The organism is Brevibacillus sp. WF146 (genome assembly GCF_001673705.2).
In the GTDB taxonomy this organism is placed as follows: Bacteria; Bacillota; Bacilli; order Brevibacillales; family Brevibacillaceae; genus Brevibacillus; species Brevibacillus thermoruber.
This window is the reverse complement of the sequence record NZ_CP109943.1, coordinates 3105680-3128056: the sequence shown is the minus strand read 5'-3', so window position 1 is coordinate 3128056 and position 22377 is coordinate 3105680. Positions and strand designations below refer to the sequence as shown.

Annotated in this window: 24 protein-coding genes; 21 read left to right on the top strand and 3 right to left on the bottom strand. The window is 61.2% G+C overall.

The window, feature by feature from the left end:
* The first annotated feature begins 36 nt into the window (after positions 1-36).
* From dnaJ to A6764_RS15570, 8 genes are all read left to right on the top strand, one after another.
* Positions 37-1167: a molecular chaperone DnaJ gene (gene dnaJ, locus A6764_RS15605; protein WP_065068209.1), complete on the top strand. Its 1131-nt coding sequence runs from the start codon at positions 37-39 to the stop codon at positions 1165-1167.
* Between the two features lie 64 nt (positions 1168-1231).
* On the top strand, positions 1232-2173 hold the full coding sequence (gene prmA / locus A6764_RS15600) for a 50S ribosomal protein L11 methyltransferase (RefSeq protein ID WP_029097317.1): 942 nt from the start codon (positions 1232-1234) through the stop codon (positions 2171-2173).
* An 18-nt stretch (positions 2174-2191) separates the two neighbouring features.
* Entirely contained in the window at positions 2192-2935 is a 744-nt protein-coding gene (locus A6764_RS15595; protein WP_065068210.1) for a 16S rRNA (uracil(1498)-N(3))-methyltransferase, read from the top strand.
* Between the two features lie 48 nt (positions 2936-2983).
* The gene (mtaB, locus tag A6764_RS15590; RefSeq protein ID WP_065068211.1) at positions 2984-4342 is read left to right on the top strand and encodes a tRNA (N(6)-L-threonylcarbamoyladenosine(37)-C(2))-methylthiotransferase MtaB; all 1359 of its coding nucleotides are present in this window, start codon (positions 2984-2986) and stop codon (positions 4340-4342) included.
* The gene (locus tag A6764_RS15585; RefSeq protein WP_029097314.1) at positions 4339-4767 is read left to right on the top strand and encodes an NUDIX hydrolase; all 429 of its coding nucleotides are present in this window, start codon (positions 4339-4341) and stop codon (positions 4765-4767) included. Before mtaB ends, A6764_RS15585 begins: the two co-directional genes overlap by 4 nt.
* Before the next feature lie 5 nt (positions 4768-4772).
* Positions 4773-5438 carry a deoxyribose-phosphate aldolase gene (deoC, locus tag A6764_RS15580; protein ID WP_029097313.1) on the top strand — a complete coding sequence of 222 codons (666 nt, stop codon included), beginning with the start codon at positions 4773-4775 and terminating at the stop codon, positions 5436-5438.
* Between the two features lie 176 nt (positions 5439-5614).
* A complete protein-coding gene (locus A6764_RS15575) occupies positions 5615-6007 on the top strand; it encodes a CidA/LrgA family protein (protein WP_035300085.1) in 393 nt (130 codons plus the stop codon).
* A complete protein-coding gene (locus A6764_RS15570; protein ID WP_264622275.1) occupies positions 6000-6665 on the top strand; it encodes an LrgB family protein in 666 nt (221 codons plus the stop codon). Before A6764_RS15575 ends, A6764_RS15570 begins: the two co-directional genes overlap by 8 nt.
* 6 nt (positions 6666-6671) lie before the next feature.
* On the opposite strand, the gene A6764_RS15565 is transcribed toward A6764_RS15570, so the two are convergent.
* Complete coding sequence (locus A6764_RS15565) at positions 6672-7610, bottom strand: Na/Pi cotransporter family protein (RefSeq protein ID WP_083989934.1); 939 nt, start codon at positions 7608-7610, stop codon at positions 6672-6674.
* A 153-nt stretch (positions 7611-7763) separates the two neighbouring features.
* Here A6764_RS15565 and A6764_RS15560 point away from each other — a divergent pair, with 153 nt between their 5' ends.
* Together A6764_RS15560 and A6764_RS15555 are read left to right on the top strand one after the other, a co-directional pair.
* Entirely contained in the window at positions 7764-9059 is a 1296-nt protein-coding gene (locus A6764_RS15560; protein WP_065068217.1) for a class I SAM-dependent rRNA methyltransferase, read from the top strand.
* A gap of 236 nt (positions 9060-9295) precedes the next feature.
* On the top strand, positions 9296-10789 hold the full coding sequence (locus A6764_RS15555) for an alpha/beta hydrolase (RefSeq protein ID WP_413541995.1): 1494 nt from the start codon (positions 9296-9298) through the stop codon (positions 10787-10789).
* An 85-nt stretch (positions 10790-10874) separates the two neighbouring features.
* On the opposite strand, the gene A6764_RS15550 is transcribed toward A6764_RS15555, so the two are convergent.
* Positions 10875-11366: a hypothetical protein gene (locus A6764_RS15550; RefSeq protein ID WP_029097307.1), complete on the bottom strand. Its 492-nt coding sequence runs from the start codon at positions 11364-11366 to the stop codon at positions 10875-10877.
* Between the two features lie 231 nt (positions 11367-11597).
* On the opposite strand from A6764_RS15550, the gene A6764_RS15545 reads away from it, so the two are divergent.
* The 3 genes from A6764_RS15545 to A6764_RS15535 all read left to right on the top strand — a co-directional run bounded on the left by A6764_RS15545 (position 11598) and on the right by A6764_RS15535 (position 15691).
* Entirely contained in the window at positions 11598-12716 is a 1119-nt protein-coding gene (locus tag A6764_RS15545) for a D-alanine--D-alanine ligase (protein WP_035300080.1), read from the top strand.
* Between the two features lie 254 nt (positions 12717-12970).
* Positions 12971-14170: an NAD(P)/FAD-dependent oxidoreductase gene (locus A6764_RS15540; RefSeq protein WP_065068218.1), complete on the top strand. Its 1200-nt coding sequence runs from the start codon at positions 12971-12973 to the stop codon at positions 14168-14170.
* A 99-nt stretch (positions 14171-14269) separates the two neighbouring features.
* Positions 14270-15691: an MBL fold metallo-hydrolase gene (locus tag A6764_RS15535; RefSeq protein ID WP_065068219.1), complete on the top strand. Its 1422-nt coding sequence runs from the start codon at positions 14270-14272 to the stop codon at positions 15689-15691.
* 64 nt (positions 15692-15755) lie between these two features.
* Here A6764_RS15535 and A6764_RS15530 read toward each other — a convergent pair whose 3' ends face one another.
* A complete protein-coding gene (locus A6764_RS15530; protein WP_065068220.1) occupies positions 15756-17135 on the bottom strand; it encodes a UDP-N-acetylmuramoyl-tripeptide--D-alanyl-D-alanine ligase in 1380 nt (459 codons plus the stop codon).
* A gap of 242 nt (positions 17136-17377) precedes the next feature.
* Here A6764_RS15530 and A6764_RS15525 point away from each other — a divergent pair, with 242 nt between their 5' ends.
* The 8 genes from A6764_RS15525 (at position 17378) to yqfC (ending at position 22347) form a co-directional block, all read left to right on the top strand.
* Positions 17378-17701: a histidine triad nucleotide-binding protein gene (locus A6764_RS15525; RefSeq protein ID WP_029097303.1), complete on the top strand. Its 324-nt coding sequence runs from the start codon at positions 17378-17380 to the stop codon at positions 17699-17701.
* A 105-nt stretch (positions 17702-17806) separates the two neighbouring features.
* Positions 17807-17980, top strand: a complete 174-nt coding sequence (rpsU, locus tag A6764_RS15520) for a 30S ribosomal protein S21 (RefSeq protein WP_029097302.1) — start codon at positions 17807-17809, stop codon at positions 17978-17980.
* Between the two features lie 17 nt (positions 17981-17997).
* Entirely contained in the window at positions 17998-18444 is a 447-nt protein-coding gene (locus A6764_RS15515; protein ID WP_029097301.1) for a GatB/YqeY domain-containing protein, read from the top strand.
* 163 nt (positions 18445-18607) lie between these two features.
* Positions 18608-19951 carry an NfeD family protein gene (locus A6764_RS15510; RefSeq protein ID WP_065068221.1) on the top strand — a complete coding sequence of 448 codons (1344 nt, stop codon included), beginning with the start codon at positions 18608-18610 and terminating at the stop codon, positions 19949-19951.
* A 7-nt stretch (positions 19952-19958) separates the two neighbouring features.
* Positions 19959-20966, top strand: a complete 1008-nt coding sequence (floA, locus tag A6764_RS15505; RefSeq protein WP_029097299.1) for a flotillin-like protein FloA — start codon at positions 19959-19961, stop codon at positions 20964-20966.
* Between the two features lie 13 nt (positions 20967-20979).
* Complete coding sequence (locus A6764_RS15500) at positions 20980-21639, top strand: hypothetical protein (protein WP_065068222.1); 660 nt, start codon at positions 20980-20982, stop codon at positions 21637-21639.
* Between the two features lie 56 nt (positions 21640-21695).
* The gene (locus tag A6764_RS15495) at positions 21696-21893 is read left to right on the top strand and encodes a sigma-70 RNA polymerase sigma factor region 4 domain-containing protein (protein ID WP_035288527.1); all 198 of its coding nucleotides are present in this window, start codon (positions 21696-21698) and stop codon (positions 21891-21893) included.
* A gap of 166 nt (positions 21894-22059) precedes the next feature.
* Positions 22060-22347 carry a sporulation protein YqfC gene (gene yqfC / locus A6764_RS15490; RefSeq protein WP_029097297.1) on the top strand — a complete coding sequence of 96 codons (288 nt, stop codon included), beginning with the start codon at positions 22060-22062 and terminating at the stop codon, positions 22345-22347.
* The last annotated feature ends 30 nt before the right edge of the window (positions 22348-22377 follow it).

Here is a 22377-nt window from a genome sequence, read left to right as displayed (position 1 = left end):
TGATAACAGTTGACTGTCATGGGAGTGATCGAGCAGATGAAACGGGATTACTACGAGGTGCTGGGTGTCTCCAGGGGAGCGGACGCCGACGAGATCAAGAAGGCGTACCGCAAGCTGGCGCGCCAGTACCACCCCGATGTCAACAAGGCGCCGGATGCGGAGGAGAAGTTCAAGGAAGTAAAAGAAGCGTACGACGTCCTCTCCGACCCGCAAAAGCGCGCCCAGTACGACCGCTTCGGCCATCAAGACCCCAACCAGGGCTTTGGCGGCGGGTTCGGCGGGTTTGACACGTCCAACATGGGCGGCTTCGGGGACATTTTTGACATGTTCTTTGGCGGCGGCAGACGGGCCAACCCGAATGCGCCGAGAAAAGGGGCGGATCTGCAGTTCGGGCTGTCCATTGAATTTACGGAAGCCGTCTTTGGCAAGGAGACCGACGTGGAGATTCCCAAGGAGGCGGAGTGCGACACCTGCCACGGCACGGGAGCGAAGCCGGGCTCCGGCGTGGAGACGTGCAAGACGTGCGGTGGCACCGGCCAGCAGGAAGTGGTGGCCAACACCCCGTTTGGCCGCATCGTGAACCGTCGCGTCTGCCCGACGTGCGAAGGCAAGGGCAAGGTGGTCAAGGAGAAGTGTACGTCCTGCCGCGGTACCGGCCGGATGAAGGTGCGCCGCAAAATTCACCTCAACATTCCGGCGGGCGTGGACGACGGTGCGCAGCTTCGCGTCGCGGGCGAAGGCGAACCGGGCGTAAACGGCGGCCCTCCCGGCGACCTGTACGTCGTGCTGCGGGTGAAGCCGCACGAGTTTTTTGAAAGGGAAGGCAATGACATCTACTGTGAAGTCCCGCTCACCTTTGCCCAGGCGGCGCTCGGGGACGAAATCGAAGTGCCGACGGTCGACGGTCGGGTCAAATTGAAGATTCCTGCCGGTACGCAGACGGAGACGTTCTTCCGGCTGCGCGGCAAAGGGGTGCCGTACCTGCGCGGAAGCGGCCGCGGCGACCAGCATGTGAAGGTGCGCGTCGTCACGCCGACCAAGCTGAACGAGCGGCAAAGGGAACTGCTTCGCGAATTCGCCTCCCTGTCCGGTGAGTCGGTAGGCGGGTACGGCGTGGAAGACGAGGGCTTTTTTGAAAAAATGAAGCGGGCGTTCCGCGGCGAATAGCCGGGAATCGCGCCTGTCAGCGAGACTTTGGCAGGAAATGAGCAGATTGGGGAGTTGGTAGTTCATGAAATGGTCGGAAATCAGTATCCACACGACAGCGGAGGCCGTGGAAGCGGTGTCCAACCTGCTATACGAGATGGGGGCCAACGGTGTCGTCATTGAAGACCCCGAGGTGCTGCATCGCGATTGGGATACGCCGTTTGGTGAAATCTACCAGCTCTCCCCGGATGATTTTCCGGCCGAGGGCGTATTCGTCAAGGCGTATCTGCCGATGGATTCGAGCCAGCTCGTCGACGTGCTGGATGAGCTGAAGGAGCAGCTCAGCCACCTGACCGACTACGGTCTCGACATCGGCAAAGGCACGATCGCCGTCAACGACGTGCACGAAGACGAGTGGGCCCACGCCTGGAAAAAGTATTACAAACCGGTCAGCGTGTCGGAGCGGATGACCATCAAACCGGTCTGGGAAGAATACGAGCCGAAGCGGCCGGACGAGATCATCATCGAGATGGACCCGGGCATGGCCTTTGGCACCGGCACCCATCCGACGACGATCCTCTGCCTGCGCGCGTTGGAAAAGTACCTGCAGCCGGGCGACCGCGTCTACGACGTGGGGACGGGAACGGCCATCCTCAGCATCGCCGCCGTCAAGCTGGGCGCCGCGCACGTGCTGGCGATGGATCTGGACGAGGTGGCGGTCCGCTCCGCGCAGGCCAATACCGAACTGAACGGCGTCCACGAGCGGATCACCGTCCGGCAGAACAACCTGCTGGACGGAGTGGACGAGCAGGTCGACGTGGTGGTGGCCAACATTCTCGCGGAAGTGATCGTCCGCTTTACGGACGACGTGTACCGCGTGCTGAAACCGGGCGGGGTGTTCATCGCGTCCGGGATCATCGCCGCACGGGAAGCGGATGTGAAAGCGGCGATGGAGAAGTCGGGCCTTGCACTTGTGGAAACCATTTTCATCGATGACTGGGTAGCAATTGTGGCAAAAAAACGGTAGAATAGTGAGGTTGGCGAGATGCAAAGATACTTCGTCGAGCCACACCTCTTTTCCGAACAAGAGGTAACGATTGTCGGCGACGACGTTCATCATATCGTAAACGTGATGCGGGCCAAACCCGGCGAGGAAATCGTCGTGTGCGACGGGGCGGGCCGTTCGGCTGTCGCCCGGCTCGTCTCCCTGTCCGCGAAGGAAGTGACGGCCAAGATCGTCCGATTCCTGGACGAGCAGACGGAACTGCCGATCCGCATTACCATCGGCCAGGGACTGCCGAAGGGCGAGAAAATGGAGTGGATCCTGCAAAAGGGGACGGAAATGGGGGCGCATGCCTTTTTTCCGTTTACCTCCGAACGCACCATCGTCAAGCTGGACGCCAAAAAAGAGGCAAAGAAGCTGGAGCGCTGGCGCAAGATCGTCAAAGAGGCGGCGGAACAATCCCACCGAGCGGTGCTGCCGGAGATTCTGCCGCCTGCGTCATTTCGTCAAGCGATCGCGTCAGCCGCCGGTTACGCGCAGCGTGTGATCGCCTACGAAAAGGAAGGCGGCTCCACGCTTCATCAGGTGTTTGCCGCCATGAAGCCGGGAGAGTCGCTCTTCGTCCTGATCGGGCCGGAAGGGGGCTTTTCTCCGGACGAGGTGGCCCAGGCAGAGTCGATGGGCTTTCAGTCCGTTTCGCTCGGTCCGCGCATTCTGCGCACGGAGACGGCCAGCCAGTACGTGCTGGCCGCCGCATCCTACCAGTTTGAACGCCTGGACCCGTAGAGCGTTTCGATGCGCCATACGGTCTACTTACAGAAAGGAGGAAGCGCCATGTCTACGGTTGCTTTCCATACATTGGGCTGCAAAGTGAACAGTTATGAGACGGAAGCGATCTGGCAGCTGTTCAAGGCCAACGGCTACGAGCGGGTGGACTTCGAACAGGACGGCGCCGACGTCTACGTCATCAATACGTGCACGGTGACCAACACCGGAGACAAGAAGAGCCGTCAGGTCATTCGCCGGGCCATTCGCCGCAATCCTGACGCGATTGTCGCCGTGACCGGTTGCTACGCGCAAACCTCCCCCGGAGAAATCGCGCAAATCCCGGGCGTGGATATCATCGTCGGTACCCAGGGCCGCGAGAAGCTGATCGAATACGTGGAGCAAATCCGCCGGGAGCGCCAACCGATCAACGCGGTCACCAACATCATGAAGGCGCGCGAGTTTGAAGAACTGGAGGTACCGTCGTTTACGGACCGCACGCGTGCGTCCCTGAAGATCCAGGAAGGCTGCAACAACTTCTGCACCTTCTGCATCATCCCGTGGGCACGCGGCCTGATGCGCTCCCGCAAACCGGAGAGCGTTCTCGAGCAGGCACGGAAGCTGGTCGATGCCGGGTATCTGGAGATCGTGCTGACCGGTATCCACACCGGCGGCTACGGCGAGGATCTGGAGAATTACAACCTGGCCAAGCTGCTCGTGGACCTGCATCAGGTGGAGGGACTGAAGCGGATTCGCATCAGCTCCATCGAAGCCAGCCAGATTACCGACGAAGTGATCGACGTGATCAACAACTCGGACCGCGTCTGCCGCCATCTGCACGTGCCGCTGCAGGCGGGCGACGACGAGGTGCTGAAGCGGATGCGCCGCAAGTACACCACGGCGGAATTCTACGAGAAGATGGTGAAAGTGCGGGAAGCTCTGCCAGGCGTGGCCCTGACCACCGACGTGATCGTCGGCTTCCCGGGCGAAACGGAAGAGCAGTTCCAAAACACCTACGATTTCATCAAAAAAGTGGGGTTTGCCGAACTGCACGTCTTCCCGTACTCCATGCGCACCGGTACGCCGGCCGCCCGCATGCCGGATCAGATTCCGGAAGACGTGAAGCATGCGCGGGTCGCCCGGCTGCTGGAGCTGAACCAGCAGTTGACCCTGGCGTACGCCCAGCAGTTCGTCGGCGACGTGCTGGAAGTGATTCCCGAACGTCCGTACAAGGAAGACCCGTCCAGCGGCATGCTGATGGGGTATTCCGACAACTACCTGAACGTGGTTTTCCCAGGGGATGAGTCGATGATCGGCAAAATCTGCAAGGTCCGGCTGGACGAACCCGGCTCCGAATACTGCAAAGGCACGTTTGTCCGCGTGCTGGACAATGTGCGTCCTGTGCTGCTTGAGGAACGGGCGATATGAAAGAGGTATCGGCGGGAGGCGTCGTCTACCGCTTTCACGACCAGGATTTGCTGATTTTGCTGATTGAAGACCGCTACGGCAAGGTGACGCTGGCCAAGGGAAAACAGGAACGGGGCGAGACCATCGAGGAAACGGCACTCCGGGAAGTGCTGGAAGAGACGGGAATCCGCGGGGTGTTGGGAGAAAAGCTGGACACCATTTATTACGACTACCATCACCCGGTAACCGGAGAAGTGGTCAACAAGGAAGTCCACTATTTTCTGGTGGAGGCATACACCACGGAAATTACCGTGCAGGTGGAGGAGATCAACGACGTCCACTGGCACACGCCGCTGGAAGCGTGGGCTCTCCAGCAGGAACGGGGTTACCGCAACAACGACAACGTCCTGCGCAAGGCGTTGCAACATTTCGGGATCGAGGTGTAAAAAGGATGAACCTGAACAAGTACATTGACCATACCCTGCTGAAGCCGGAAACGACGGCGGCGATGATCGACAAGCTGTGCGCGGAAGCAAAAGAACACAACTTTGCCTCCGTCTGCGTCAACCCGTTCTGGGTGAAGCGCTGCGCCGAGCTGCTGAAAGGCACCGACGTAAAGGTGTGCACCGTCATCGGGTTCCCGCTGGGAGCCAGCACCCCGGCGGTAAAAGCGGCGGAAACCCGCGACGCGATTGCCAACGGCGCAACGGAAGTGGACATGGTGCTCAACATCGGCGCGCTGAAATCCGGCGATCTGGACCTGGTGAAAGCGGATGTGAAAGCCGTCAAAGAAGCGGCCGGCAGCGTTCTGGTCAAAGTGATTCTGGAAACGGGCCTGTTGACGGACGAAGAAAAAGTGACCGCCTGCAAGCTGTGCGTGGAAGCAGGCGCCGATTACGTCAAAACCTCCACCGGCTTCGGACATGGCGGTGCCACCGTGGAAGATGTCGCCCTGATGCGCAAAACGGTGGGGCCGAACGTTGGCGTAAAAGCCTCCGGCGGTGTGCGCGACCGCGCCGCGGCGCTGGCCATGATCGAAGCGGGAGCGAGCCGCATCGGCACCAGCTCCGGCGTCGCGATCGTGACGGGCGCAAACGAGGGCGGAAGCGGTTACTGACACGTAGGAAAGCCTGACCGTATGAGTGGTCGGGCTTTTTTCTGCAGGTGGGTCAGACCGCTGCCCTGCAGCGTTTGACGAGGCTGCCAGAAGAGCGCACCAGGGGCAGGAAAGACCCGCCTGGCTGATCCGGGCGTGACCATACGGAGAAAGACCGGGAGAGAGGAGCGCATCGCATGAAAACCATCAAGGGCATGTTGATTCTGCTTGCCTTTTTTGGAGCGGGTACGCTGGCCAACAAATGGCTTCACGTCCCGCTGCCGGGCAACTTGCTGGGCATGCTGCTGCTGACGCTGGGGCTGTGCACGGGAATGGTCAAGATGGATTGGGTCGAGTCGGCCAGCAATCTGCTGCTCCGGCACATGATGCTGTTTTTTGTACCGATTCTGGTAGGGGTGGCGTCGTATCTCAAGTGGATCGCCGGCGACCCGTGGCCGATCGTCTTGTCGCTCGTGCTGGGACCGCTCGTGGTGATGCTGGTGTCGGGCCGGGTCGTCCAGTGGTATCTGAACCGGCACAAGCAAAAAGCGGAGCATCGTCCGCTGGAAGGGAGGGCGCTCGATGCTTGACCAACTGCTCGCTGTCGCGGTGACGCTGGTGGGATACAAGGCGGCGGTACTGGTGGTAGACCGCTTTCCCCGCCTGCAGCCGCTGGTCGTGGCGACGATCTGTGTCTGGCTCGTCTGGTGGCTGATCGGTGGCGACTGGGAAGCGTACCGCGCCGGCGGGGAATGGATCTCGTTCTGGCTGGGACCGGCCACTGTCGCGCTGGCCGTTCCCCTCGCCAAGCAGGTGAAGGAATTTGTCCATATCTGGCGCGGCGTCCTGCTGGGCGTGGCGGCGGGCTGCGCCGTCGCGATCCTGACGGTCCGGCTGGTGGGATGGCTGCTGGGCACGGATCAGACGCTGGTGCACAGCATGATGGCCAAATCGGTGACCACGCCGATCGCCGTGGAACTGACCCGCAGCATCGGCGGCATTCCGGCGCTGGGGGCCTTGTTTACCGTCTTGACGGGAATCGTCGGCATGACGATCGCCCGTCCGCTCCTTCCCTGGGCAGGGATCAGGGACGATTGGGCGATCGGGATCGCCGTCGGCACCAGCTCCCATGCGGTCGGCACGGCCAACCTGAACCGCGTGTCGCCGGTGCAGACGGCGGCGTCCAGCGTGGCGATGATTCTGGCCGGTGTGGTGACGTCGCTGTATCTGATTCCGTTTTCGCTGTAGACGGGGTTACCGGCGCCGCGTTCGGTCCGGCACCAGCCACTGGACGGCGGCGGCGATCTGCCGGGTAAACGGCAGGGCGGCCAGGGAACACCCCACATTGAAAAGGGTCTGGGCGTGGGCGATCTGCATCGACGGGCTGTCCGTTAAAAAGCTGCTGACCAGGGCAAGCTGTGGAAGAAACGGCAGAAATGCAAGAGCGCCGGCCAGGTTGAACAGCGTGTGGCACCAGGCGACCTGGCGGGAGGCCGCATTGGTTCCGATGCTTGCGATGATGGCGGTAAAGCAGGTGCCGATGTTGGCCCCGAGCACGATCGCCAGCGCGGTCTCCATCGAGAGCACCTGGTGGCTCATCAGTCCCATGGTGATGGCGGTCGTAGCCGAACTGCTGTGGATGAGCGCGGTAAACACCAATCCGGTGATCAGGCCGATCCAGACGGAATGGCGGCTTTCCAGAAACAGCGAACGAAACGCGTCCGACTGTTCCAGCGGTTTGGCCATCACCTGCAGGGTGTCGATCCCGAGAAAGATCAGGCCGAACCCGGCCACCACCAGCCCGATGCAGCGGGTCAGACGGCGCGGCATCAGCCACAAGGCGACGCCGACCAGGAGCATGGGCACGGCGAACGACTCCAGCCGAAGCGCCATCAGTTCTGTCGTGACCGTCGTCCCCACGTTGGTGCCGAGAATGATCCCCACCGTCCGGGAAAAGCTGATCATGCCCGCATGTGTGAGCCCGATGGTGAGCACGGTGACGGCGCTGGAGCTCTGCAGCACAAAGGTGGTCAAAAGTCCCACCCAAAAGCTGTGGACCGGCGTGCGCGTGAAGCGTCCCAGCCAGTTCGCCATTTTCTTTCCGGCGAGGTTTTGAAAACCGGTGCGCATGGCATACATACCCAACAGAAAAAAACTGAGTCCACACGTAAAGGGAGCGAGGATGGCAAACACGGAGCGATCCTCCTTACCAACAATGAGAACGCCCCCGCGCGGCCTTCGCGAGCGCCGCCCGAGCGGGTAAACGCCGCCGGCAGCCGGGAGGGTTCGAATTACTATACGCTATGCCTGTACCAAGACGAGCATGACAAGGAGGAACCGACAACATTGGCACGAGTGATTCTGCACAAGCACCGAAAAAAGCGGCTGGAAGCGGGCCATCCGTGGATTTATCAGTCGGAAGTAAAAGAGATTCAGGGAGAGTTCGAGCCGGGCGACATCGTCGAGGTGACCAACCACCAGGGACACTTCCTCGCCAAAGGCTACATCAATCCCGCTTCGCAAATCATCGTGCGGGTCCTGACCTACAACCCGGACGAAGCGATCGACTACGCCTTTTTCCTCCGCCGCATCCGCGAAGCCGCCGCGTTTCGCACCCGGTTCGTCGACAATCCGCGGGCCTGCCGCGTCGTGTACGGAGAGGCGGACTTCCTGCCCGGACTGATCGTGGACCGGTACGAAGACGTGCTGGTTGCGCAAATTCTCTCGCTCGGGATGGACGTGCGGCGCGACTGGATTCGGGACGCGCTGGTGGAAGTGTTTCAGCCCCAGGGCATCTACCTGCGCAACGACGTCCCCGTGCGCGAGCTGGAGGGGCTGGAGCAGGGCAAGGAAGTGCTGTACGGCGAATGTCCGCGGGAAGTGACGATTGAGGAAAACGGCCTGAAATACATCGTGGATATCGTCGAAGGGCAAAAAACCGGCTTCTTCTACGACCAGCGGGAAAACCGGGCGGCCATCGCTCCGCTGATGAAAGGCTGGGGAGAAAAGCACGGCATCACCCTGAAGGCGGTGGACGTGGACGGCGAGCAGAAGATCGTCCCCGTAGACCAGCGCGGCAAGGTGATCAAAAATCCGTTCTGGGACGGGGCGGAGGTGCTGGAATGCTTCACCCATACTGGGTCGTTTACGCTGAACGCCTGCAAGCACGGCGCGAAAAAGGTGACGGCGCTTGACATCTCCGAGCACGCCATCGAGACGGCCAAGCGAAACATCACGCTGAACGGCTTTTTGCACCGCGTCGAATTCGTCGTCGCCAATGCGTTTGACTACCTGCGCGAGTGCGTCGACGCCGGCCGCCTGTGGGACGTGGTCATCCTCGATCCGCCGGCGTTTGCCAAATCGCGCGCGGCGGTGAAGAGCGCCTGCCGCGGCTACAAGGACATCAACCTGAACGGGATGAAGCTGGTGCGGTCCGGCGGGTATCTGGTGACGGCCTCCTGCTCCTACCACATGTCTCCCGAGCTTTTCCTGGAGACGATCCAGGACGCGGCGATGGATGCCCGCAAGATCCTGCGGCTGATCGAGTGGCGAGGAGCAGGCAAGGACCACCCGCAGATCAGCGGGGCGGACGAGTCCCATTACCTCAAGTTTGCCATTTTTGAAGTAAGGGATCGGCGGTAAACATCCGCTGCCAGGCGCGGCGGACAAAAAACGAGCGGCATGTCGCAGCAGCGCGGCATGCCGCCTTTTTGCGCTGATCTCCCGTCGGGCAGCAGGGGAATCATGCTTCTCTGGCCGCTGCGAAACGAGCATCCGCATACAGAAATGGCGGTTGCTGGAATGATTCGGCACTGGTAAAATGAAAGCGCTTCCCAGAAAGAAAGGGAAGGAAGAAGAGGAGGGATCGAGAGATGAGCATGTCATGGTCGCGTCTTGTGCTTGCGGCGGCGCTGATGGTTCCGCTGGTCCCGGCCGGCCTGTCATCCGCCGGAGCGGCCTCGGAACCTGTCGTACCGGGCGCGCATGGCGTGACGGTCACCCGCTTTGACGGCCAGGCGGGCAACTGGCTGACCACGCGCAACCCGCAGCAGTACGCGGCGGCCGTCCAATTCGGCAATCTGGGGCTGGTCCCGGCCTCGTGGGGCGGTTGGGAGACGATGTACGATCCGGCCGAAGTGACGGGCACACAGGTAAACGGCGCGTTTGACGACGCCCAATTCGTCATTCGCGTGCCGGATGAGTGGAACGGCAAGCTGGTCGTGTCCGGCATCCCGGCCACTCGCAACGAGACGGCCACCGATCTGTTGTTCAGCGATTACGTGCTGGAAAAAGGCTACGCCTTTGCGGCCATTGACAAAGGGACGCAGGGAGAAAGCGATCCCGCCGACCCGCTGGCCAAAGCAAAAAACGCCCTGGCGTCGGAGGAAGACTCGGTGGCCGAGTGGCATGTCCGCTTCCGGCAGATGACCAAGGCGGCGCAAGCATACCTGGCGGCCCATCATCGAGACCGGCTGATCGATCCCTCCGACAGTACACCCGCCGCCCGACTGGTCTCGAAACAGCATCCAATCCCCACGTACGCCATCGGCATTTCCAACGGCGGGTACGTGGTCCGGTACGCCTTGGAACACGATGACCCGAAACTGACCAAAGAGCCGCGGCTGTACGACGGCGGCGTCGATTGGGAAGGGGTGCTGTGGCGCGCCGACAGGCCCAACCTGATTACCACGCTGACCGACGTCGTCAACCACGCGGAAGCGGCCATCTACGGCCAGGGTAAAGAGCGGGAGCGCGCCCGCGCGGCCCTGTACCGGGCCGGTGTGCCCAAAGGCTCGGAGAAGCTGTGGGCCTATTACGACCAGATCTACTGGTTCCTTTCCCTCAACATCTACCGGGACGAGTTTGACCCGCACGCGCCGAAGCACTTGCAGTGGCCGGACTACCTGCGGTTCAACGCCGACGGCACCCGCGACCGTTCGCTGGACGGCATCTTCCGCACCTACGATTTCACCAAGCGGCCGAAAAAGGTGAAAGAAGCGGTGGAGGCGATCGAGAATACGGGCAGGATTGACGTGCCGCTGATCTCCGTGTTCGGCACCTGGGACGCCCTTATCTTCCCCGAGGTACATGGGAACGCCTACCGGCGGTTGGTCAAAGCGGCGGGACGGGAAAACCTGCACCGGCTCTACCTGGTGGAAAAGGGCAATCATGTCGACGGCCTGGTCTGGAGCGCATCGGACCCGGACAAGGAACTTCAGCCGCTGTTACCGTACGTCCATCAATGTTTTGACCTGCTTGTCCGCTGGGTGGAAGAGGGCAGGCAGCCGCCCGACAGCGGGACGATTTCTGCACCGCGCGATCCCCTGCGGGTGAAGGACATCCGGACGGGGGAAGAGATCGACCCGTACTGACACGCTGAGCGGACATATGCGTCCGCTTCTTTTTTTGTATCGACAAAAAAACGGCCCGCTGCCCGGCGGGTCGAAAACGCTGCGTTCAGGCAAACTGTTTGTCGGACAGGACGCGGCGTACCAGTTCCAGGGCTCGTTTGATGCCCAACTCTTTGCCCAGCAGCACCTGCCCTTCAGCCGAACTGGCCGCCCTGACCTGGCCCAATGCGTCCAGTTCGTGCGACAGCAGGTGTTCGAGGATGTAGAGGCGCACCTGACCGATCTCCCGCTCGCTCTGCCGGTCCCGTTCCTGATACTTGACCAGCGCCAGACTTTCTTCCACGTACTTGTCGATGTCGTTTTCCAAAAAGTGGGAAGCTGTGCAGATGATGTCGCGGTACTCGTCCGTTTGGGAGGGGATGGCGCGCAGTGCGTGTCCGAGGTGGGCGAGCAGAAACTTGTGGAGCACGACGCTGTTGTGCGTGTAGGCGTTGTGCAACAGGGAGTACTCGCCCAGAAACGTCCCGGTCTCCTTGTCGTAGCGGTGCAGGAGCGTGTAGGACGAACAGTACGTACAGAAGAGCAGATAGTCTCTCATGGACATTCCCCCTGCGTCGAAAAAAATCTTCTGTGACGTTTTTCATAGGATATGTGGGTCGGCGGCTGCTTGTGATTCTCCTGTCCCCTTGTATTTGCGAAAGGGATTGTGTATGCTGAATGGGGTATTGCGCCCGGCGGCACACGAAAGGCGGGCGTTTGCATACCATGGGAGAGCAGGAGACGCGGGATCGCGCTTTTGCGCAGGCAAGGCGAAAGGAGCTTGGAGTTCATGGGGAACAAAATACGGCTGGGGATCATTTACGGAGGAAAGTCCTCGGAACATGAGGTTTCGCTGCGCACCGCCCTGTCGATCATGAAGGCGGTCGATTTCGATAAATACGACATTACGCCCATCTACGTGAAGCTGGATGGTAGCTGGGTGAAAGGGGAGAGCCTCAGGGGCCGTCTGCCGGAGGGCATCAACGAGCTCCGCCTGACAGACGGGACGGCACCCGCCGGCGGAGAGACGAGAACGGAACTGGTCGCCGCCAGCCGGACCTCGCCGGTCTTTGGCATCGCCCAGGAAGTGGACGTGATTTTTCCGGTCGTGCACGGCCCCAACGGCGAGGACGGCACGATTCAGGGCCTGCTGGAACTGGCCAACCTGCCTTACGTCGGAGCCGGCGTCATGGCATCGGCGGTGGGCATGGACAAATGGATGATGAAAAACGTGTTCGCCCAGGCGGGACTGCCGCAGGTGAACTACGTGGGCGTGCTCCGTTCGCAGTGGGAACGCGACCAGGAGGGAATCATCGCGCGCATCGAGCGGGAGCTGGGCTACCCGTGCTTCGTCAAGCCGGCCAACATGGGGTCCAGTGTCGGGGTCAGCAAGGCAAAAGACCGGCAGCAGTTGATCGACGCGATGACGCTGGCCGCCAAATTTGACCGCCGGCTGATCGTGGAGCAGTTCGTCAAGGCGCGCGAGCTGGAAATCGGCCTGCTGGGCAACGAGGAACCGATCACGTCGGTCGTGGGCGAGATCGTGGCCGCCAAGGAGTTTTACGATTACGAGGCCAAGTACAAAGGCGCCGGCACGGAACTGCAGATCCCGGCCCGGATTCCGGCCCACGTGGCGGAGCAGATGGCCGAAATGGCCAAAATCGCGTACCGCGCCCTGGACGCGTCGGGCCTGTCGCGGGCGGACTTTTTCTGGGACGAGGAAAACGACCGTCTGTACATCAACGAAGTGAACACGATGCCCGGCTTTACGCCGTACAGCATGTACCCGCTGCTGTTCCAGGAAGCGGGCATCAGCTACAGCGAGCTGATTGACCGGCTGGTCCAGCTTGCCCTGGAGCGCCACGCGGATAAACAGCGGAACGTGGTGGACGCGGAAGAATTGGAATAAGGGTTCGTCTGGAGGGAGTGCCCCGGGGCACTCCCGTTTTCATTTCTGGGCAAGGAGCCTCCGCTTTAGCGGGGGCTCTTTTTGGCAGGGAAGCCTTCGCAAACGCTGCCGGCCGGATGCTGCCACAGCCACAGCTCGGCCGATTTTGCCCTTCCTTTCACAAAAATGGAATAAAAAGGGGGTTAGCCGCGATAACAGTGGGAGTGAGGGGCAGAAGCAGGTGACGTTCCCTGTCACGCGGGAGGAGGATGACCATGTCCGGCACAGGACGTTATCGCGTCGTCATCGTCGGAGCCGGTTCGGCGGGCATTACCGTCGCGGCGAGGCTGCTTCGGGCCGAGAAGTCCCTGCGCGGCAGCCTGGCCGTGCTCGACCCGGCCGACAAGCACTATTATCAGCCGCTGTGGACGCTCGTGGGCGGAGGGGTGGCAAAAAAAGAAGCCACCGAACGGGAGATGCGCACCCTCATTCCCCGGGGAGCGGTGTGGATCAAGGACGCTGCCGCCGCTGTTCAACCCGGGAAGAAGGAACTGACCACCCGGGAAGGCAGGCGCATTTGCTACGAGTACCTCGTCGTGGCGGCCGGATTGGAGATCCGATGGGACGGCATTTTGGGCCTGCGGGAGGCCTTGCGGACAGACGGAGTGTGCAGCAACTATTCCTATGACTTCGTCGGGAAGACCTGGGAATGCATCCGCAGCTTCCGAGGCGGGACCGCCATTTTTACCCATCCCAACACCCCCGTCAAATGCGGCGGCGCTCCGCAGAAGATCATGTATCTCGCCGACGACTGCTTTCGCCGATCCGGGGTGCGGGACCAGGCGGAGATCGTCTTTGCTTCCGCCAATGCCGCCATTTTTCAGGTGAAAAAGTACGCGGACACCCTGGAAACCGTAATCGCCCGCAAACAAATCACAACCGCCTACCGGCGAAACCTGATCGAAATCCGGCCGCTGACCAGGGAAGCGGTCTTCGAGCATCTGGATACGGGCGAACGGGAAGTGATGCGCTACGACATGCTGCACGTCACCCCGCCGATGGGGCCGCCGGCGTTTCTCAGGGAAAGTCCGCTGGCCGACGCAGACGGATGGGCGGACGTCGACAAGCACACCCTGCAGCACAAGCGGTATCCCAACGTGTTTGCCCTGGGCGACTGCAGCAACCTCCCCACTTCCAAGACCGGGGCGGCGATCCGCAAGCAGGCGCCGGTCGCGGTGCAAAATCTGCTCGCCCTGATGCGGGGCGCAACGCTTGCCGCCCGGTACGACGGGTACACGTCCTGCCCCTTGGTCACCGGCTACAACAAGCTGGTGCTCGCCGAGTTCGACTACACCCTGTCTCCGAGGGAAACGTTTCCGTTTGACCAGGCCAAGGAGAGATGGAGCATGTACGTGTTGAAAAAAGACCTGCTGCCCGTCATGTACTGGAACGGCATGCTGAAGGGGAGGATGTGACTCGCGGACGTGGACACGAGCCGGGTTTGATGCCGGCAAAGAGAAGCGAGACAAGGGTGAAGGAACGAATTCGCCCTGCTGCGGGAAGGAGTGGTTCGCATGCTGCTTCGCTACTTGTACGACGAGAAGCTGGCCCACGCCTCATACCTGGTGGGCTGCCAAAAAACGGGGGAAGCGATCGTGATCGATCCGGAGCGCGACGTCACGCCATGCCTTCGGGCGGCCCGAGCGGAAGGACTGCGGGTGGTGGCCGCGGCCGAAACGCACATTCACGCCGACTACGTGTCCGGTGCGAGGGAATGGGGTGTCCGCCACGGTGTCAAGCTGTACCTCTCCGGCGAGGGAGACGAGTACGGGAAGTACCACTACGTTCATCAGGTCGACCATCAACTGCTTGCGGACGGCGACCGTTTTTCGGTGGGCCATCTGCTGTTTACCGTCATGCACACGCCCGGACACACCCCGGAGAGCATCTCGTTCCTGCTGACGGACAGGGGGGGGAAGGCAGACAAACCGATGGGCATGTTTACGGGAGATTTTGTCTTTGTCGGGGATGTGGGCCGGCCCGACCTGTTGGAAAAGGCGGTGGGACTGAGCGGAACGGCGGAACAGGGAGCGCGGGCGATGTATCGCTCCCTGCAGCGCTTCAAGGCGCTGCCCGACTATCTGCAGGTGTGGCCCTCCCACGGCGCCGGGAGCGCATGCGGAAAAGCGCTGGGCGCCGTGCCGTCGTCCACGGTCGGCTATGAGAAGCTGTACAACTGGGCGCTTCAATGCGACGACGAGGAGGCGTTTGTCCGGGCGCTGTTGGACGGCCAGCCGGAGCCGCCTCCCTACTTTGCCGTCATGAAACTGGTAAACAGGGAAGGGCCCGCCCTGCTGGACCAACTGCCCGTACCGCGCGCGGTAGCGGCGGAAGAACTGCCCGTTTTGCTCGCCGGCGGAGCCCGCGTGCTGGACACAAGGCCGTCCCCATCGTTTGCCGGCGGACACATCCGGGGAACGCTCAACATCCCGTACAACAAGTCATTTACCACCTGGGCGGGATGGCTGGTGGACGATACGCGTCCGCTCTACCTGATCGCCGCTCCGGAGGATCTGTCCGGCATCCTGAGCGCCCTGCGCTCCATCGGCATCGACAACGTGGCCGGCTGGACCGATGTTCGCCAGGTGCGGGAGCGGGCCGAGCTGGACCGGTATCCGGAAGCGGCCCCTGCTGCGATCGCCGACGAGGTGATGAGGCGGGAGGTGCTGGTGCTGGACGTGCGCAATCAGGACGAATGGGACGACGGTCACATTCCCGGGGCCCTGCACATCATGCTGGGAACCCTGCCGCGCCGCCTCGCCGAGATTTCCGCGGAGAAGCCGATTCTCGTGCAGTGCCGCTCCGGCGCCCGCTCGGCGATCGCCGCCAGCATCCTCAAGGCCCACGGCTTTTCGCACGTCATCAACCTGAGCGGCGGTTATCTGCAGTGGAAAAAAGAGGGAAGGCCGCTCGTCCGGCCCAATCCGGGGAACTAGAAAAAAGGAGCCTCCTGAAGCGAGGCTCCCTTGCTGTTTTTCGAGATTCGTTTCCCAATCGCGGTCACGCGTGATCTTCCAGCGCCTGAAGCAGCGTCCACAGCTCCATGCCTTGCGACGCCTTGAACAGAAAGGCGTGACCGGCGTCGCGAAGCGGGAGGAGCGTTTCGACCGCTTCCGCCTTGGTCGGGAAGTAGCGCTTTTCCCCCTCGTACGCGTCGTACAGGTGGCGCGCCTGGTCGCCGACGGCCACGAGCAGTTCGATGCGGTCGCGGTAGCGGTTGGCAAACGCCCCCACCCGGGCGTGCATGGCCGGGCTGTTCTCACCGAGCTCAAACATGTCGCCCAGGACCAGCACCTTTTTCCGCTCGGGGAACAGCTCCGCAAACGTGGAGATGGCCGCTTCCATCGACGAAGGGCTGGCGTTGTAGGCGTCGTTGATGTAGAGCGCGCCGTGGGCGGACGCGATCCGCTCGAAGCGCATGGCCGACAGGCGCACCGTCGCCAGTGCGCGGACGATCTCCTCCGTTGTCATGCCGAACCGGCGGGCGATCGCCACTGCAGGAAGCGCGTTCAGCACGTTGTGCGTGCCGAAGAGCGGCAGGAACGCCTCGAAGCGCTCCCCGTCCCGGAAGCGGACCTCAAAGCGCGTCCCGTCGTCTTCGGACCGGATGTTCTCCGCCCAGATGTCGGCCGGTGCGCTGACGGAGTAGTACATGATGCGGCCCGGATAAAGAGGCGCCACCTTGCGCAGGTATTCGCTGTCCCCGTTCAGCAGCACAAGCCCGTCCGGATCGGTGTGGGGCAGCAGTTCCGCCTTGGCGAGCGCGATTTTCTCCCGCGAGCCGAAAAACTCCATGTGGGCTTCGCCGATGTAGGTAATCACGCTGATCTGCGGCTTGACCAGCGAGGCGAGCAGGTCGATTTCGCCGGCGTGGTTCATGCCCAGCTCCAGCACGGCCGCCTGGTGGTGCTCCTCCACCTGCAGCAGGGAGTAGGGAACGCCCAGGTGGTTGTTGAGGTTTTTGTAGGTTTTGTAGATGGCAAACCGGCTTTCCAGCAGGTGGGCGACGATGTCCTTCGTGGTCGTTTTGCCGTTGCTGCCGGTGATGGCCACAAAGGGTATGGAAAAGGGCTTGCGGTACGCCGCCGCCAGCTTCTGAAACGCGCGCAGCGTGTCGTTCACCAGAATCAGCCCAAATCCGGCCGGCAGGCTGTCCGGCACCTTTTGTTCGTTGGAGATGATCGCCGCCCGGGCGCCTTTTTCCGCCGCCTGCAGGAGAAAGTCGTGCCCGTCCCGCGCTCCGGCGATCGCCACGAACAAGGCGCCTGGCGAAAGCTGCCGCGTGTCGAAGTGAACGGATGTCACGGGCAGGCCCGGATCGCCCGCCAGCAGCAGTCCTTCCGCCATGACGGCCGCTCGTCCCAGTGGAATCTCTCTCATATGCCCAGTCCCCTTTTCATCGATTCGTTTTCGATCGTGGAAACCACGAAGTCATGCTATCACTCCTGTCCGGCCGCGGCAAGGAAAAAATGGCCGTTCGCCATTGCAAACAGCCAAAGCGGTCGGCTATCATGGAACTATCATGCGGACAGGCTGCGGCTGCCGCCAGCCGGGCGGCCAGGGCCGCGTCACTTATACATACAGGATGAACGCCTGCAATATGTTGAAAACGGAGGATAGCGATGGAAAAAAGCATTTTTACCAAGATCATGGACAAAGAGATTCCGGCCCGCTTCGAATACGAGGACGAGCACGTCATCGTCATCCACGACATCGCCCCGAAAGCGCCGATTCACCTGCTGATCATCCCGCGCAAGCCGATTCCCACGCTGATGGACGTGCAGGAAGAGGATCTGCCGCTGATCGGCCACATTCACCGCGTGGCGCAAAAGCTGGCCGAAAAGCTGAATGTGAAGGGCTTCCGGCTGATCAACAACTGCGGCAAGGAAGGCGGCCAAGAGGTATTCCACATCCACTACCACTTCCTGGCCGGCTTCCAAGAATAAGTTGGAAAGAAAGGTTGACCTGCCTTGCTTTTCTGTCCTATAATGAAGTGTGACAGTCTGTTGGTAACAGGCGTCCCACGGTTTTAGCGGAGGGAGGGAAGACAGATGGCAGAAGTTCGAGTCAAGAAAAACGAGTCTTTGGAACAGGCACTTCGTCGCTTCAAGCGTGAGAGCGCCAAAGCAGGGGTTATGGCGGAACTGAGAAAACGCCGCCACTTCGAAAAACCCAGCGTTCGCCGCAAGAAAAAATCCGAAGCAGCTCGCAAGCGCAAGTACTAATTGACGGAGGGCTCATCATGAGTGTAATGGAGCGACTCGATCAAGATATGAAGCAAGCGATGAAGGACAAAGCTGCGCTGAAACTCTCTGTTATTCGCATGGTGAAAGCTGCGTTAAAGAACGAAGAGATTAGTAAAGGTAGACTGTTGTCTGAAGACGAAGAGCTGACCATCTTGACTCGCGAGTTAAAACAGCGCCGTGAATCCCTCCAAGAATTTGAAAAGGCGGGTCGTGACGACCTCGCCGCCAAAACACGAGAGGAAATCGACGTGCTCTCCGCGTATCTGCCCGCTCAATTGAGCGAGGACGAACTGCGCGGCATTGTACGGGACGCGATCGCCGCCACCGGAGCCTCCTCCAAAAAGGAGATGGGCAAGGTGATGGGGGCGATCATGCCGAAAGTAAAAGGAAGAGCCGACGGTGCCCTCGTGCAAAAGATTGTATCTGAGGAATTGCCATCGTAATGAGGAACAACCTCATATAGATACGAACCGAAAGACTCAGTCCCACGCGGCTGGGTTTTTCTTTTTGGCGCGAAACATGAAAAATCATGAAACGGCCGCGAACCTGACCCGTATACCTTAGTAGCCATTCGCTGAGGCTGTATAAGGAAAGGAGGTGGACGCGATGAGTGTGTCACGGATCGCTTCCCGTCCCTTGCGCCTGCTGCTGGCGTTCCTCTGCGTGGCCGCAGGGCTCGCCGGTCTGCTGGCGGGAAGTTCGGCTGCTGCCAAGCCGTATCACAAAGCGGTCTGGATTCCCGTGGAGCACGAGATCGAGCGGGGGCTGGAAAGCTTTCTGCAGCGGGCCTTCGCCGAAGCAGAGAGCAGGGGCGCGGACCTGATCGTGCTGCACATCAACACCCCCGGCGGAGAAATCAATGCGGCCGACTCCATCGGCCAACTGGTCAGACAGTCTCCGATCCACGTGGTGGCCTACATCGACAACCAGGCGTTTTCGGCCGGCACCTACATCGCCCTGAACGCAAACGAAATCGTCATGACCCCGGGCAGCAGCATCGGTGCGGCGACGCCGATTGACTTGGCGGGCAACGCCGCCGACGTGAAAATCGTCTCCGGATGGGCAAACAAGATGGAGTCGGCGGCCAAGCTGAACAACCGCAATTCCGACGTGGCCCGGGCCATGGTGGAAATCGACCGGGAGTTTCCGGGGCTGAAGCCGAAAGGCACCGTTCTTTCCCTGGACGCCGAGCGGGCCAAGCAGTTGGGTTACGCCGACCAGGTGGTGGCCAACAAGGAACAGCTTCTCGCGTATCTGGGCGTCAAGGCGGATGAGCTGGAAACGATTGAACCGACAGTCGGCGAGCGGGTGGCCCGTTTCGTCACCAGTCCGGTCGTGATGAGTCTTCTGTTGATCATCGGCCTGGTGGGCATCGTCGTCGAGCTGTTCGCGCCCGGGTTTGGCGTGGCCGGCACGATTTCGTTGTGCGCCTTTGGCCTGTACTTCTTCGGCCATTACGTGGCGGGCTTCGCCAATTGGCTGCACATCGGCCTGTTTGTCTTGGGCATCCTGCTGATGATTTTGGAGATCTTCGTTCCCGGCGCGATCGTCGGCGCGCTCGGTTTCGTCAGCATCGTCACCGGCCTGGTCATGGCTGCCTACGACACGCAGCAGGGGCTTGCGTCGCTGGGGATCGCCGTCCTGGTCACTGTCATCGTCGCCTTCGTGCTGATCAAAAAATTCGGCATCAAAGGGCTGGTCAGCCGGTTTGTGCTGGGCGACGTGCAGCGCAATGAAGCGGGCTACGTGGCGCCCAAGGACCAGCGGGACCTGCTGGGTAAGGCGGGCATCGCCCTGACGCCGCTTCGCCCGGCCGGCGTGGTCAAGATCGAGGGGCGGCGCATCGATGCCGTCAGCGGGGGCGGATTTATTGCCGCCGGCACCTCCATCGCCGTGGTGCAGGTGGAAGGTACCCGCGTCGTCGTGCAGGAACAAGAACAAAAGGAGTAGATGATTCATGCTGGAAAGCGGATTGATTCCCCTTATTTTTATGGTGGCAGTGGCGATCGTCGCCCTGTCGATCTTTTTCTCGTTCGTCCCGGTGATGCTCTGGATTTCCGCGCTGGCCTCCGGTGTGCGCATCGGCATCATCACGCTGGTGGCCATGCGGCTGCGCCGCGTGATTCCCTCGCGCATCGTCAACCCGCTGATCAAGGCGAGAAAAGCGGGGCTGGAGCTTGACACGAACCAGTTGGAAAGCCACTACCTGGCAGGCGGCAACGTAGACCGCGTCGTCGATGCGCTGGTGGCCGCGCAGCGGGCTGACATTCCGCTGGGCTTCGAGCGGGCCGCCGCGATTGACCTGGCGGGCCGCGACGTGCTGGAAGCGGTGCAGATGAGCGTAAACCCGAAAGTGATTGAAACCCCGGTCGTCGCCGCCATGGCCAAGGACGGGATCGAGGTGAAGGCGAAGGCGAAGGTGACGGTTCGCGCCAACATCGACCGACTGGTGGGGGGCGCCGGGGAGGAAACGATCATCGCCCGTGTCGGCGAAGGGATCGTGACGACGATCGGTTCGTCCGACTCCCACAAAGACGTGCTGGAAAATCCGGACCGCATCTCGCAAACCGTGCTGAACAAAGGGCTGGACGCCGGTACGGCGTTTGAAATCCTCTCCATTGACATCGCCGATGTGGACGTGGGCAAAAACATCGGGGCGCAGCTCCAAACCGACCAGGCGGAAGCGGACAAACGCATCGCCCAGGCGAAAGCGGAGGAGCGCCGCGCGATGGCGGTCGCCCAGGAACAGGAAATGAAGGCGCGCGTCGTGGAGATGAAGGCCAAGGTCGTGGAAGCCGAGGCGCAGGTGCCGCTTGCGCTGGCCGAAGCCCTGAGAAGCGGCAAAATGGGCGTAATGGATTACTACAACCTGCAAAACATCTCCGCCGATACGCAAATGCGCCAGGCATTCGGCGCCACCGGCGACAAGCAAAAGTCCGACCTGCCTGACCAAGACCACGAGTAAGAGGCGATAGCCGATGGACGATCTTTTTGACGTGTTGGTTGAGCTGTTGGGATGGGTTCTGCCTCTCCTCGGCAAGTTCTGGGTTCTGATCCTGGGGTACCTGGGCTACCTGCTGTTTGGCAAACAAGCCAGACGAGGGCGAAAAATGACCCAGGGAAAACAGCAGCTCCCACCGCTCACCCCGGTGGACGGCGGCGGCACCGTGCGTCCCATGGAAACGCGGCCGGAACGGCGCATGGTGGTGCGGCAGGAACCCCAGCCTGCGCCAATGGAAGAACGCACCGCAGAACCGGAATGGCTGGAAGAGGAGAGGCGCGCGCCGCTGGCGAAAGCGGAGGCGGCACCAGCCGCCCAAGCCGTTGGGTCCAGCGCGGCGGGCCATCCGTCCCGGGCGGAAGGAGCACCGGAAACGTCGACTGCTCTCGATCCCCGGGAAGGAATGAAGTGGGCGATCATTTTCGGTCCGGGCCAAAAGCCGTCCCCTTCCCTTCCGTCGCAGCCTTTGACGCTTGCGCGAAACAGACAGGCGAACATTCCCGTTCGCCTGTTTTTTTTTGCAAAGACGAAGCCCGCTTCCCCCTTGCTCTGCACATTGGGGAGCCATCCCTGGCTTGTCAACGCTTTTTGTCGAAAGAAATCGAACATCTGGTCTTGTGCCCCAAGTCCCGGTTGACTATTCTTGATCTAGAGACAAACTCTGGACATGAATGGTGAGGGGTAGAGCGGCGAATGGACCGACAGGCACTGGAGAGGATGAGCAAGTTTCGCCAAAAGGTGATCCGGCTTGTCATCTATGAAAGAAAATCGATCTATGAAACGGCGATCGCCTGCGGATGTACGGCAGAAAAAGTAAAGCGCGTGATCAAGAAGTGGAAGGCCCTTCAACGGTACGGAACGCCTTCTCCCACCGACGAACAGAAGACCTGACGGGACGAGCCCCGACGCTTGCGGAAGCGAGTGTCGGGGCGATTTTCTCTGCATGATTTTCTCCCCCCGCCGCATACGGTTATAGAAGAAGGGCGCACCGGGCACCCGGACTGGCTTGGAGGGGATGCATTCCGGCGCAGCAGCGCCAGTAAAGGGGGGCTTGCTCATGAAGCGATGGGGCCGCCGTCTGCGCCATCTGGCCGTGGGAGTGCTGGATCTGCCGCAAGATGTGGTGTTGGAAGTCCCGCGCATCACGATGATCGGCCATCTGCAAATGTATATCGAAAACCACCGCGGAGTTCTCCACTTTAGTGAAAAAGAGCTCCGCTTGCTGTTGACCAACGGGCAGCTGCTCATCACCGGGGAACAACTGGTGATCCGGGCGATCCTGCCGGAGGAAGTCCTGTTGGAGGGGCGCATCGGCGGCGTCAGGTTTCTGGAGAAACCGCAGTAGACGTTCCGGCGACAATACCTGGGAAAGTGG

Coding starts and splice junctions, on each gene's coding strand:
- A6764_RS15540 (WP_065068218.1), top strand. CDS start 12,971: ATGTCCGGCACAGGACGTTATCGCGTCGTCATCGTCGGAGCCGGTTCG.
- A6764_RS15525 (WP_029097303.1), top strand. CDS start 17,378: ATGGAAAAAAGCATTTTTACCAAGATCATGGACAAAGAGATTCCGGCC.
- deoC (WP_029097313.1), top strand. CDS start 4,773: ATGAACCTGAACAAGTACATTGACCATACCCTGCTGAAGCCGGAAACG.
- A6764_RS15510 (WP_065068221.1), top strand. CDS start 18,608: ATGAGTGTGTCACGGATCGCTTCCCGTCCCTTGCGCCTGCTGCTGGCG.
- rpsU (WP_029097302.1), top strand. CDS start 17,807: ATGGCAGAAGTTCGAGTCAAGAAAAACGAGTCTTTGGAACAGGCACTT.
- A6764_RS15575 (WP_035300085.1), top strand. CDS start 5,615: ATGAAAACCATCAAGGGCATGTTGATTCTGCTTGCCTTTTTTGGAGCG.
- A6764_RS15530 (WP_065068220.1), bottom strand. CDS start 17,135: ATGAGAGAGATTCCACTGGGACGAGCGGCCGTCATGGCGGAAGGACTG.
- A6764_RS15570 (WP_264622275.1), top strand. CDS start 6,000: ATGCTTGACCAACTGCTCGCTGTCGCGGTGACGCTGGTGGGATACAAG.
- A6764_RS15515 (WP_029097301.1), top strand. CDS start 17,998: ATGAGTGTAATGGAGCGACTCGATCAAGATATGAAGCAAGCGATGAAG.
- A6764_RS15585 (WP_029097314.1), top strand. CDS start 4,339: ATGAAAGAGGTATCGGCGGGAGGCGTCGTCTACCGCTTTCACGACCAG.
- A6764_RS15545 (WP_035300080.1), top strand. CDS start 11,598: ATGGGGAACAAAATACGGCTGGGGATCATTTACGGAGGAAAGTCCTCG.
- prmA (WP_029097317.1), top strand. CDS start 1,232: ATGAAATGGTCGGAAATCAGTATCCACACGACAGCGGAGGCCGTGGAA.
- A6764_RS15550 (WP_029097307.1), bottom strand. CDS start 11,366: ATGAGAGACTATCTGCTCTTCTGTACGTACTGTTCGTCCTACACGCTC.
- yqfC (WP_029097297.1), top strand. CDS start 22,060: ATGAAGCGATGGGGCCGCCGTCTGCGCCATCTGGCCGTGGGAGTGCTG.
- A6764_RS15595 (WP_065068210.1), top strand. CDS start 2,192: ATGCAAAGATACTTCGTCGAGCCACACCTCTTTTCCGAACAAGAGGTA.
- floA (WP_029097299.1), top strand. CDS start 19,959: ATGCTGGAAAGCGGATTGATTCCCCTTATTTTTATGGTGGCAGTGGCG.
- mtaB (WP_065068211.1), top strand. CDS start 2,984: ATGTCTACGGTTGCTTTCCATACATTGGGCTGCAAAGTGAACAGTTAT.
- A6764_RS15500 (WP_065068222.1), top strand. CDS start 20,980: ATGGACGATCTTTTTGACGTGTTGGTTGAGCTGTTGGGATGGGTTCTG.
- A6764_RS15495 (WP_035288527.1), top strand. CDS start 21,696: ATGGACCGACAGGCACTGGAGAGGATGAGCAAGTTTCGCCAAAAGGTG.
- A6764_RS15535 (WP_065068219.1), top strand. CDS start 14,270: ATGCTGCTTCGCTACTTGTACGACGAGAAGCTGGCCCACGCCTCATAC.
- dnaJ (WP_065068209.1), top strand. CDS start 37: ATGAAACGGGATTACTACGAGGTGCTGGGTGTCTCCAGGGGAGCGGAC.
- A6764_RS15555 (WP_413541995.1), top strand. CDS start 9,296: ATGTCATGGTCGCGTCTTGTGCTTGCGGCGGCGCTGATGGTTCCGCTG.